Annotated in this window: 12 protein-coding genes, 2 tRNA genes and 1 pseudogene; 9 read left to right on the top strand and 6 right to left on the bottom strand. The window is 65.9% G+C overall.

Going from position 1 to position 10,576, the window contains the following annotated elements:
- Nucleotides 1-61 precede the first annotated feature (61 nt).
- Nucleotides 62-403, top strand: coding sequence for a tyrosine-type recombinase/integrase (locus QOJ24_RS13695; RefSeq protein ID WP_526262000.1), 342 nt, complete (start codon nucleotides 62-64; stop codon nucleotides 401-403).
- Nucleotides 286-1,065, top strand: coding sequence for a site-specific integrase (locus tag QOJ24_RS13690; RefSeq protein ID WP_526261998.1), 780 nt, complete (start codon nucleotides 286-288; stop codon nucleotides 1,063-1,065). Before QOJ24_RS13695 ends, QOJ24_RS13690 begins: the two co-directional genes overlap by 118 nt.
- Here the strand turns inward: QOJ24_RS13690 and QOJ24_RS13685 are convergent.
- Both QOJ24_RS13685 and QOJ24_RS13680 read right to left on the bottom strand, forming a co-directional pair.
- Nucleotides 1,031-1,103 (bottom strand) — tRNA-Arg (locus QOJ24_RS13685). The genes QOJ24_RS13690 and QOJ24_RS13685 overlap by 35 nt on opposite strands.
- Nucleotides 1,104-1,139: 36 nt before the next feature.
- Nucleotides 1,140-1,228, bottom strand: a tRNA-Ser gene (locus QOJ24_RS13680).
- Nucleotides 1,229-1,311: 83 nt separating this feature from the next.
- Here QOJ24_RS13680 and QOJ24_RS13675 point away from each other — a divergent pair.
- The gene (locus QOJ24_RS13675) at nucleotides 1,312-2,367 is read left to right on the top strand and encodes a pyridoxal phosphate-dependent aminotransferase (protein ID WP_526261996.1); all 1,056 of its coding nucleotides are present in this window, start codon (nucleotides 1,312-1,314) and stop codon (nucleotides 2,365-2,367) included.
- A 102-nt stretch (nucleotides 2,368-2,469) separates the two neighbouring features.
- Here QOJ24_RS13675 and QOJ24_RS13670 read toward each other — a convergent pair whose 3' ends face one another.
- Nucleotides 2,470-3,054, bottom strand: a complete 585-nt coding sequence (locus QOJ24_RS13670) for a TIGR03086 family metal-binding protein (RefSeq protein WP_526261994.1) — start codon at nucleotides 3,052-3,054, stop codon at nucleotides 2,470-2,472.
- 41 nt (nucleotides 3,055-3,095) lie between these two features.
- Between QOJ24_RS13670 and QOJ24_RS13665 the strand changes: the two genes are divergently transcribed.
- A complete protein-coding gene (locus QOJ24_RS13665) occupies nucleotides 3,096-3,554 on the top strand; it encodes a hypothetical protein (protein WP_526261992.1) in 459 nt (152 codons plus the stop codon).
- A 19-nt stretch (nucleotides 3,555-3,573) separates the two neighbouring features.
- Nucleotides 3,574-4,398 carry a crotonase/enoyl-CoA hydratase family protein gene (locus QOJ24_RS13660; RefSeq protein WP_526261990.1) on the top strand — a complete coding sequence of 275 codons (825 nt, stop codon included), beginning with the start codon at nucleotides 3,574-3,576 and terminating at the stop codon, nucleotides 4,396-4,398.
- Here the strand turns inward: QOJ24_RS13660 and QOJ24_RS13655 are convergent, their stop codons facing one another.
- Together QOJ24_RS13655 and QOJ24_RS13650 are read right to left on the bottom strand one after the other, a co-directional pair.
- Entirely contained in the window at nucleotides 4,399-5,310 is a 912-nt protein-coding gene (locus tag QOJ24_RS13655) for an NAD-dependent epimerase/dehydratase family protein (protein ID WP_526261988.1), read from the bottom strand.
- Nucleotides 5,311-5,316: 6 nt separating this feature from the next.
- The gene (locus tag QOJ24_RS13650; RefSeq protein WP_526261986.1) at nucleotides 5,317-5,727 is read right to left on the bottom strand and encodes a hypothetical protein; all 411 of its coding nucleotides are present in this window, start codon (nucleotides 5,725-5,727) and stop codon (nucleotides 5,317-5,319) included.
- Between the two features lie 46 nt (nucleotides 5,728-5,773).
- On the opposite strand from QOJ24_RS13650, the gene pdxR reads away from it, so the two are divergent.
- The 3 genes from pdxR to QOJ24_RS13635 are packed head-to-tail and all read left to right on the top strand — an operon-like array spanning nucleotide 5,774 to nucleotide 9,522.
- Nucleotides 5,774-7,159 (top strand): MocR-like pyridoxine biosynthesis transcription factor PdxR, encoded by a 1,386-nt coding sequence (gene pdxR / locus QOJ24_RS13645; RefSeq protein WP_526261984.1) that lies wholly within the window; start codon nucleotides 5,774-5,776, stop codon nucleotides 7,157-7,159.
- Entirely contained in the window at nucleotides 7,156-7,596 is a 441-nt protein-coding gene (locus QOJ24_RS13640; protein WP_526261982.1) for an SRPBCC family protein, read from the top strand. The genes pdxR and QOJ24_RS13640 overlap by 4 nt, the downstream gene beginning before the upstream one ends.
- A 36-nt stretch (nucleotides 7,597-7,632) precedes the next feature.
- Nucleotides 7,633-9,522 carry a glycosyltransferase gene (locus QOJ24_RS13635; RefSeq protein ID WP_526261980.1) on the top strand — a complete coding sequence of 630 codons (1,890 nt, stop codon included), beginning with the start codon at nucleotides 7,633-7,635 and terminating at the stop codon, nucleotides 9,520-9,522.
- On the opposite strand, the gene QOJ24_RS13630 is transcribed toward QOJ24_RS13635, so the two are convergent.
- Nucleotides 9,523-10,335 carry a class I SAM-dependent methyltransferase gene (locus QOJ24_RS13630; protein WP_526261978.1) on the bottom strand — a complete coding sequence of 271 codons (813 nt, stop codon included), beginning with the start codon at nucleotides 10,333-10,335 and terminating at the stop codon, nucleotides 9,523-9,525.
- Between the two features lie 35 nt (nucleotides 10,336-10,370).
- Between QOJ24_RS13630 and QOJ24_RS13625 the strand changes: the two are divergent.
- A pseudogene (locus tag QOJ24_RS13625) lies at nucleotides 10,371-10,576 on the top strand (hypothetical protein); the annotation flags it as partial.

The following is a 10,576-nucleotide window of genomic DNA, read 5'->3' as shown; positions in this document are numbered from 1 at the left end:
AAGGATCTGGAACGCAAAGGAATTCCGGTCGACAGCACGACATCCACTGTCGGGCAGTACAATGCAGTACTGGTTGACGGAGATCGCGCAACCGAGCGTGCGGGAGACAACCTTTTCCTCATATGAGCTGTTGGTGCGCTTGTATGTCGTACCGGGACTGGGCAAACGGAAGCTGCGTGCGCTGCAGGCGCAACACATTCGCGCGTGGCTGAACGGATTGCGGACCACGTGTCAGTGCTGTGCACAAGGGAAGGACACCGAGCGGGCGATGAAGGGCAAGGCTCGGTGTTGCGCGAAGAACCTGCCGAGTGCTGCGGGCAGGTCGCGGGCACCGGCACGTTGCGTTACCTGCTCCGACTTGTGCGTGCAGCACTGCAAGACGCAGTCGAGGAGGAGCTGTTAGCCCGAAATGTTGCCCGACAGGTCAAGATGCCGACCGGCTCGATTCGCAAGGTGACGCCCTGGTCGGCGGATGAAGCTCGCAAGTTTCTCGAAACGGCACGACACGACCGGCTCTACGCGTTGTGGGCGGTCGCCCTGGCCATCGGTTTGAGGCGCGGGGAAGCGCTCGGGCTTCGGTGGGCCGATGTGGACCTGGTCAACGGACGGGTGGTTGTTACGAAGGCGCTTTCACGTGTTGGGGCAGATCTCGCCTTGCGAGATGTGAAAACCGAATCGTCTGCCGCCGCCGTGCCGTTGCCAGAGGAGCTGGTGACGATCTTGCGCCGGCATCGGCTTGATCAGTTGGGCGACACACAGGTCGCACGGGGCAACACACTCGGTCTGGTGTTCACGACCAAGAACGGGACGCGTCTGGAACCGAGGAACATCAACCGGGCGTTCGAGACGTTGTGCCGACGAGCTGGCGTGCGAAGCATCCGGCTCCACGACCTCCGGCATTCGTGCGCGACGTTGTTGTTCACGATGGGTGTCGAGGCAGCGACGAACGCGATGGCTATTGTCGTCAAAACTGCCGTCAAAGTCCCGACAGCGACGCCTTCCCGACGATGGAAAGCACCTCTGAGCTGCGCGCGCCCGAAGGGATTCGAACCCCCAACCTTCTGATCCGTAGTCAGATGCTCTATCCGTTGAGCTACGGGCGCATGTGTTCGGTTATGCAGCCGACGAGTCAGCCACGGCGGAGGCGAGAGGATTTGAACCTCCGGTCCCCTGTAAGGGGGACAACTCATTAGCAGTGAGTCCCATTCGGCCGCTCTGGCACGCCTCCCGACGATTACCGCCGATCCGACAGCGTACACATGCCCTGCGGCGCCAGGCAAAGCGCATTACGGCCACCCATAGACTGGTCCGGTGCCTGCCCGCCTGCGTCCGGAACTGGCCGCTCTGCCTGCGTACACGCCAGGCAAGACCGTGCCGGGGGCAATCAAGATCGCAAGCAACGAGACGGTCCACGGGCCTCTGCCGAGTGTGCGAGCCGCGATCGAAAAGGCAACCGACAACGTCAACCGCTACCCGGACAACGGCTACGTCGAGCTGAGGGAAAGGCTGGCCAAGCACGTCAACTTCGCGCCTGAGCACATCGCGGCAGGCTGCGGATCGGTGAGCCTGTGCCAACAGCTCATCCAGATCACCTCGACCGTGGGCGACGAGGTGCTGTACGGCTGGCGCAGCTTCGAAATCTATCCACTGCAGACCCGGACGGCGGGCGCCACCCCGGTCCAGGTTCCGCTGACCGGCTACACCTACGACCTGGACGCGATGCTGGCCGCGATCAGCGATCGCACCCGGCTGATCTTCGTCTGCAATCCGAACAATCCGACGAGCACCGTTGTCGACCCCGATGCGCTGGCCCGCTTCGTCGAGGCGGTGCCGTCAGACGTCTTGATCGCGCTCGACGAGGCCTACGTCGAGTACATCACCGACGATATGCTGCCCGACAGCTTCGGTCTGGTCCGCGCGCACAGCAATGTCGTTGTGCTGCGGACCTTCTCGAAGGCGTACGGGATGGCAGGTCTGCGCGTCGGCTACGCGGTGGGCGATCCCGACCTCATCACCGCCCTCGGCAAGGTCTACGTGCCGTTCAGCGCGACGAGCATCTCGCAGGCCGCGGCCATCGCGTCGCTGGACGCCGCCGATGAACTGTTGGGCCGAACCGCAGCCGTCGTCGCCGAACGTGCGAGGGTGACAGCAGCCCTGCGCGAGGCCGGCTACGTCGTCCCGCCGTCGCAAGCGAACTTCGTCTGGCTGCCGCTGCCCGGGCGTGCCCAGGAGTTCGCGAACGACTCCGCCAACAGCCGCGTCATCGTCCGGCCCTACGGCGAGGACGGGGTACGCGTCACCGTCGCTTCCCCGCAGGAGAACGACATGTTCCTGGAGTTCGCCAAGGGCTGGATAGCCAACGCATGACCGACCCTCGCAAGCGGTTGGCGGAGCGAGCAGTTAGGACCCCAATTTTGCGTTGAGGGCTGTGCTGGCCGTCGATTCACGACCGTGGTTGCAAAATCGACGCTAGCCGTTCGGGCTGCGACCGGTGTAGGCCACCAGCCGATCCAGCGAGCCCGCCCCGGCGGGCACATCCACTGGGTCGTCGAAACCCGCGGTGGTCCGACCCTCCGGCGTGATGACGCCCTGCGCTACGCCCATCACGTAATCCACCAGCGAGTCAGGCGCGTTCACCTGACTGCCCATCGCTGCCGCGTAATCCCAGGCATGTACCAGGAATTCGAGCGACAGTATTCCCGCCATCACCCTGGCGGGTGCTTCGTTGTCGCCGAACTTCACGGTGCCGTCGAGCCCGCGTCGTTGCCATGCGTCGAGCGCAGGCCTTGCCGCGGCGACGACTTGGCGCTCCACCGAATCGGCGGGATCCCGCTCGGGTAGCTCCGCACCGGCGGCGCCGCCGATGACGGTGATGGAGTTCATCAGGTGGTCGGTCAGCGACGCGATGTCGAATTCTCGGCACGGCGTCTGCTTGGACCAGTCGTCGTTTGCAATGGGGTGGAGCACGTGCTGCAGCACACTCAGGCTGGCTTCAGCGCTGTCGAGTTCATCGGTCGGCGGTGAATCGGGACCGGCAGGCAAGTCGGCGGGCATGATGCCCACGCTACGTCGCGCGTGCGCCTATCGTTGCGCAGATGAGAACGCATCTGCGGGTGACGGCCGCGGCACTGATCTTCGTCGGCCTGGCCACCGGGTGCTCTCGCACCACGGAGGGTGCGGTCGCGCAGACCACCCAACCGGGACCGCCGATCGAGTCGCCGTCGACGCGCACGCCGTCTGCCGATCCCGGTTTCCCCGGCATCCCCGGCCTACCGAACATTCCGGGCCTTCCGCAGATCCCGGGCTTCCCGATGCCGGGAAACACCGACGTTCCCGATGTCCCCGCACCGGCGGGTTGGGACACGATGAAGTGCAGCGACTTCACCAAGCTCGACGAGGCGCAGCAGAAGGCCGTCGTCAAAGCGATCCTGAAGGACAGCGGCAACACGACACCGGAATCGGAGATGGTCGCGGGGCTGATGGCGACGACCATGTGCGGATTCCTGCCCAGCGCGGTCGTCAAAGAGGTGGTGACCGGCGGGTCGCCGCCGTGAGTGGCTAGCCTCTGCAGTCATGGGTGACGCATACGAATCCGTGACGGTCGACCTGCACGGCCAGGTCGCGCAGGTGACATTGGTCGGTCCCGGCAAGGGCAATGCCATGGGGCCGGCGTTCTGGGTCGAGATGCCGGAGGTGTTCGCCAAGCTCGACGCCGACCGCGACGTCCGCGCGATCGTGCTGACCGGTGCGGGCAAGAACTTCAGCTACGGTCTCGATCTGCCCGCGATGGGAGGGTCGTTGTCCGATGTGTTGGCGGCCGGATCGTCCGCGCGACCGAGGGCGGACTTCCACGCCACGATTCTCCGCATGCAGGGCGCGATCAGCGCGGTCGCCGACTGCCGCACCCCGACCATCGCGTCGGTGCACGGGTGGTGCATCGGCGGCGGGGTGGATCTGATCTCGGCCGTCGACATCCGCTATGCCAGCGCCGACGCGAAGTTCTCAGTACGCGAGGTCAAGCTCGCCATGGTCGCCGACGTCGGCAGCCTGGCCCGGCTGCCGCTCATCCTCACCGACGGTCACCTTCGTGAGTTGGCGCTGACAGGCAAGAACATCGACGCGGCGCGGGCCGAGAAGATCAGCCTAGTCAACGACGTCTACGACGACGCGGAGGCATCGCTGGCGGCCGCGCACGAAACGGCCGCCGAGATCGCCGCCAACCCGCCCCTGACCATCAGCGGTATCAAGGACGTGCTCGATCAGCAACGCATCGCGCGGGTTTCGGAAAGCCTGCGCTATGTGGCGGTGTGGAACTCGGCGATGCTGCCGTCGAAAGACCTAACCGAGGGCATCGCCGCGACGTTCGAGAAGCGCACGCCGAACTTCACCGGCGAATAGTCAGACCCGAGGCACAGGCGTCCAGCCGAGTTCGGCCTTGGCCTTGGCGTTGGACAGCGGCAGCCAGGTCGTGCCGAATGCGGTCGCCGGATACGAGGCGACCAGGCCCACCAGTCGGTGCGAGATCGGAATGGGCCGCGGCCGATGCAATTTCGACGAGAGCGCGCGCACGTAGTCGCCAAAGGGCTGCGGCCTGTCGTCGACGATGTTGTAGATCTGGCCACCGCGCCCGTGGTCGACGGCGTCGGCTGTCGCCTTTGCGACATCGTCGATGTGGACCCACGACACGATTCCGTTGCCGGTCATCGCGGGCAGCATGCACCACTTCGCGAGCCGCACGAACAGTTCGTCGTGCGGGACGCCGGGGCCGTAGAAACACCCGTACCGCAACACTATTCCCTCGGTGTCGCTGTGCTCACCCGACGACAACACGTTGCGCTCCATCCCCCGCAGCGCCGCCAGCATGTCATCCCCACCCTTCGGCGGCGGCCCGGGATACGGGTCCGTCTCGTCCATCACGGCGGCCCCGGAGGTCGGGTAGCCGTAAGCGAAGATCACCGACTCGGCCACGATCCGGCGCACACCTGCGCGCTGCGCGGCAGCCACGAGGTTCGAAGCCCCTGTGCTCCAGAGCTTTTTGGCCGGTTCGAAGTCCCTCGGCCGTTTGGGCCCCAGCTTCGGCAGCGTCGTCAACAACGACACCACGACATCGGGTCGAATGTCGGCGACCACCGTGCCGATGTCTTCGGTGTCGAACACGTCAGCCACCACCGGCCGCGCTCCGGCGGCCGCGATCTGTGCCGTCTTGGACTCCGATCGGGTCAGGCCGATGACCTCATGACCACGGGTGATCAACTCGCGCAACAGCGGCAGGCCGGGAACGCTGGTGGCGCCTGCAACCAGAACACGCATCAGCGCTCACCCGCCTTCTCGACCGGTGACAGCGGAGCGCAACGCGAAGGCGAGGATCACCGTGGTCGCCACCAGTCCCCCGGCCTCGAGCCAGCCGATCAGGTCGCCTGCGCCATGGTGCGGGTCGACAATGTGGCTGACCGAGTGCAACGCCCAGTGCACAGTGGCGAACGCCAGGGCGGGTACCCGCCACGACACCCGGCGAACGGCGGCCAGCAGCAACAGGCCCTGCGGGATCTCGAACGTGGCGTTGTCGAAGATGTAGTGGTCGTTACGGGTCCCGAACGTGCCGATTGTGTCGAAGAACGCCCCGGGGAAGAACAGCATGAACAGCCCGAGGCCGACGGCGTACACCCCGAAGACGATCAAGGTCACCTCGACGAACCCGGCTCTTGTGCGCGTAGGTGTCATTGACATACGTTCACGCTAGTTCCTCAATGGTCTCCGGATAGGCACCACTTTCATGGCAATATCGGGTACCACTTCTGGGCCAGAGCTGCTGATCGAGCTGGACCGTGCCTCAGTCGAGCCGCTGCACCGCCAGCTCGCCGACGGCCTGCGGAACGCCATCCGCAGCGGCAGGCTGGCCCCGCACACGCGGATGCCGTCGACTCGCGTGCTCGCGGCGGACCTGCGAGTGTCCCGACGGCTCGTGGTCGACGCCTACAGCCAGCTGGTTGCCGAGGGCTTCCTGTCGAGCAGGCACGGTTCAGGCACTCAGGTGGCGACCGTCGAGGCGGCAAGCGCACCGCAGCACACCGAACCGATGCGACGCTACGACGTCGACTTCGCGCCAGGGTCGCCGGATCTCAGCAGCTTCCCCCGCACCGCGTGGCTGCGCGCGCTGCGAGCCGGCCTCGCCGAAATCGGTTCGGACTCCCTCGGATACGTCGAACCTCAGGGCCTACCTGCGGCACGCGTCGCGATCGCCGACTATCTGCGGCGCACCCGCGGCGTGCAGGCCGATGCGCGGCACATCGTGCTCTGCTCGGGAGCGACGCAGGCGGTTGCACTGCTCGCCCGCGCGCTGCAGGGCGGCGAACTGCCGTTCGCCATGGAGGACCCCGGCTTCTGGCTGCACCGCATGGTCCTGCAGCACAACGGCATCGCGCCGGTCGCCGTGCCGATCGACGAGGACGGCATCGACGTCGCCGCCCTGACCGACAGCGGCGCGCAGACCGTTCTGACCACCCCCGCACACCAGTCGCCGACCGGCGTGGTGCTCTCGGCCGCACGGCGCACCGCACTCGTGGAATGGGCTCGCGCCGGACATTTGGTGATCGAGGACGACTACGACGCGGAATACCGCTACGACCGGGCGCCCGTCGGCGCGTTGCAGGGCATCGCACCGGACCGGGTGATCTACATCGGTTCCACCAGCAAGACACTCGCGCCGGGTTTGCGCATCGGCTGGATGGTGTTGCCACCGCACCTCGTCGGGGCGATCAGGCTGTCGAAAGGGCTTGCCGACACCGGGAGTTCGGTGATGGATCAGATCGCCTTCGCCGCGCTGCTGACCACCGGCGGTTACGACCGCCATCTGCGCCAGATGCGCCGTCGATATCTGACCCGGCGCAACGCGCTGCTGACCGCACTGGCCCGTCACCTTCCGCAGGCCAGCGTGCTCGGTGCCGCCGCGGGCGTGCACCTCACCGTGCGGTTCCCCGACGGCTGCCCGATCGCCGACGTGGTCCGGCGTGCGGCGGCCATGCGGGTCCACGTCGAACCATTGGCGCCCTGCTACGCGGACCCCGCGACGGCGCCGCCGGGGCTGCTGCTCGGCTACGCCAACCTCACCGAGACCCAGATCGATGCGGGGGTCCAGGTGCTTGCCAGGGCGGCCGGATGACCGTCGACGTCGAGGTGCACGCCACAATCGACCGGCCGCGCGCCGAGGTCGCCGGCTACTGCTGCGACCCCGAGAACGTCACGGCCTGGTACGGGAATGTCACAGCAGTGCAGTGGGAAACGGTCGGGCCGATGGCCATCGGCTCCCGGTTCCGCTTCACCAGCGACTTCCTCGGCCGCAGGCTGCAGTACACCTACGAAGTTCTCGAACTGGTCCCCTTCGAACGGCTCATCATGCGATCCGACAAGAGTCCGTTTCGGATGGAGACCGCATACACATTCCAGGACACAGCGGGCGCGGCAACGTGGATGACGGTGCGCAACCGCGGAGAACCGACGGCCTACTCCGGGCTGGCGCCCGCGATCCTTGCGACCGCCATCAGGCGCGCGACCAGCAACGATCTCGCCCGACTTAAGAGGATCCTCGAAGCTTGTTAGGCTCCGTCGGGGAATTTTTCAAGCAGTAGGAGCACCATGACTGAGCGCGGGGCGGCCCAGCCGGGCCAGGCGACCCCCGACGCGCTGAAGCGGACGCTCACCGAGCACGCGGCACCCGAACGGCTCGTCGTCGCACGCGGCCTGTTCACCGGCCCGAGCGCGCAGGTGACCGACGACATGTACGCGCGCATCGGCAACGGCCGGGCGCACCGGGAGCGCTACGCGCTGCACCTGGAACAGGGCGCGACAGTCGACACCAACACCTACTTCGGCCGGCTGCCCGCAAGTTACTTTCAGCGCTGGACGACTGTAGGCGAGGTTCAGCTGAAGTTGGTGTTCGACACATCGACGCATGCCCGGGTGTTGCTTCGCGGCTCCGACATCCACGGCGGTGCCAGAACCATCGACAGCGCCGAGGTCGACAGCACCGGAACCGTCGTGCTGACGGCCCGGTTGAACGAGTACGTCGACGGCGGCGCGTTGTGGATGGAGTGCACCGCGATCGGCGGACCGGTGACCATCACCGATCTGGAGTGGACGGCTCCCGCTCCGCCGACCATCCGGCCGGCGGCGATCGCCATCTGCACCTTCAACCGTGCCGACGACTGCGCCACCAACGTCGCTGCCGTCGCGGGCGACAAGGGACTGCTCGCGGGCATCGACGCGATCTACGTGGTCGACCAGGGCACCGATGCCGTCGAGACGCGTCCGTTGTTCAACGACGTCACCGCCCGACTTGGTGACAAGCTCGTCTATCTTCGACAGCCGAACCTCGGTGGCGCGGGCGGCTTTTCGCGGGGAATGTATGAGATCTCCAGCGTTGCCGACCACGCGAACGTGATCCTGATGGATGACGACATCCTGTGCGAGCCCGAGACGATCTTGCGGCTCAATGCGTTTGCGAACCTGACCCCGTCGCCGACCATCGTCGGCGCGCAGATGCTCTACCTGAAGAACACCCGCGAGTTGCACGTCAGCGCGGAGCAGACCCAGCTGACGAGGCTGCGGGCGGGCCGGTGGGCGCCACGGGCCCTGCACAAAGCGGATATGACCAAGTACAAGCAGCACAAGCGCATCGACGCGGAATACAACGCGTGGTGGTCGTGCCTCATACCGTCGGAGGTGATCGCCGCCGTCGGACTTCCCGTGCCGATGTTCTTCCAGTGGGACGACATCGAGTACGGGTTGCGCGCACTGGACGCCGGCTTCCCGACGACGACGTTGCCCAACGCCGGCGTCTGGCACGCCGATTTCGATTGGAAGGATCGCGACGAGTTCTTCCGCTACTACAGCGTCCGCAACTCACTGATCACCCATGCGCTGCACGGCACAATCGATGTGAAGGCGACCGGTAATTGGCTGGCACGCGAGATCATGGAGGGTCTCGTGTCGATGCAATACGGCATGGCCTACACGATGATTCGTGGAATCGAGGACTTCCTGGCCGGGCCGGAGGTACTGCGCGACGGCGGCGCGGCCGCGTTGGCCGCAATCCGCGCGGAGCGCAAGGAGTACGGCGAAACCGTCGTGCACCCGGCGGTCGAGATCGGCGAACTCACCGGCTCCGTCCCCCGGATCCACCCGCGCGGCCCCCTTCCCCGCAAGGAGAGAATCAACCTCGTACTCGCCAAACGGTGGCTGTTCCAGTGGCTCGGGCGCACCATCGGGGGGCCGGTCGCCATTGCGGCAGAAGACAATCAGTGGTGGCACGTTTCGCTGTTCGACCAGGCGGTGGTGACGGACGCCTCGCAGTCGGGCGTCCGGATACGACGACGCGACAAGCAGAAGCTCACCAAGCTGACCCGGCGAATGAGGAAGGTGCTCAAGGAGTTCCGATCCGGAGCCCCGGCCTTGCAGGAGCAATACCGCCGCGCGCTTCCGGAACTGATAAGTCGCGAAAACTGGGCCCGACTCTACAACAGTTGATCAGTGCAGCAGTCGAACGACGACCTGTTCGTTGTTACCCGTGTACGCCAAATATTCGAATGAACGTCCTGTGTCCGAGATGAATTCGGTCCAGGCCCGATATTCGTGCTGCCGCCAGCCCGGATAGTTGAAGAACTCGTCGAACACCAGCACCGCATCGGGAGTGAGCCGGTCGGCCACCAGATCCAGCACGGTCTTCGACGATGAGTACAGGTCGCAATCGACATGCACGAACGCGACCGGCTCGTCGTTGTCGGCCAGGAACTTGGGCAGGGTGTCTTCGAACAGACCCGGCACTACTAATGCGCCCGCGACATCCGGTGGTTCTTGCGCGAACTCCCCCGCCGGAAAGCCGGTGCGCCAGGTTTCGGGCAGACCGGTGAACACGTCGAACCCGACGACGGTGCGGTCAGCAGCGACCGCGTCGGCGATGATCTTCAGCGTGCCGCCGGTGGCAACGCCGAACTCGAGAGCAACGCCGGGACCCTTGATCTCACCGAGCGCGAATCGCAGGGTGTCGTGCGGCTCCCAGAACACCTTTGCCTTCGGCATGTGCTGGTCCACGAATTCCGCGCTGTCCTGTGCGGCCCTGGCGTCCTGGGCGTAGGAGATATCCCGCCGAGCCCGGTATTCGGTGTCCGCTATGCGGGTGACGACTGCGCGGACCGACTCGTTCAGTCGGTCCAGCGCTGCGACCACCTCGGCGTGCTGAGCAGCCAAGTCATCGTTGGTACGGGCCTGCTCGGCGGCCACGACTTCCGCGATGGCCCGCTGCAGCTTCTCCCGGGCCGCCACCTTGAACCGGTCAAGCATGCGACAACCGTAGCGGTACACATAAGATCCCCGCGATGGCCACGACCGAACCTCAGGGCGCGACCACCCGCCGTGATTTGTGGTGGGCACTGCCCGGAGCCCTTGCAGGCGCCGTCGTCATGTTCGTCGCACACCGGGGCTTGATCGACGACGCCTACATCACGCTGAGCTACGCCCGCAACGTCGCCGAACATCTGCACTGGGGGATGATTCCGACCGAAGAGTCCAACACCGCGACCTC

Origin of the sequence: Mycobacterium sp. (assembly GCF_032159775.1) — a bacterium.
Taxonomy (GTDB): domain Bacteria; phylum Actinomycetota; class Actinomycetes; order Mycobacteriales; family Mycobacteriaceae; genus Mycobacterium.
The sequence above is the reverse complement of the archived record's forward strand: the minus strand, read 5'-3'. Positions and strand labels throughout refer to the sequence as shown.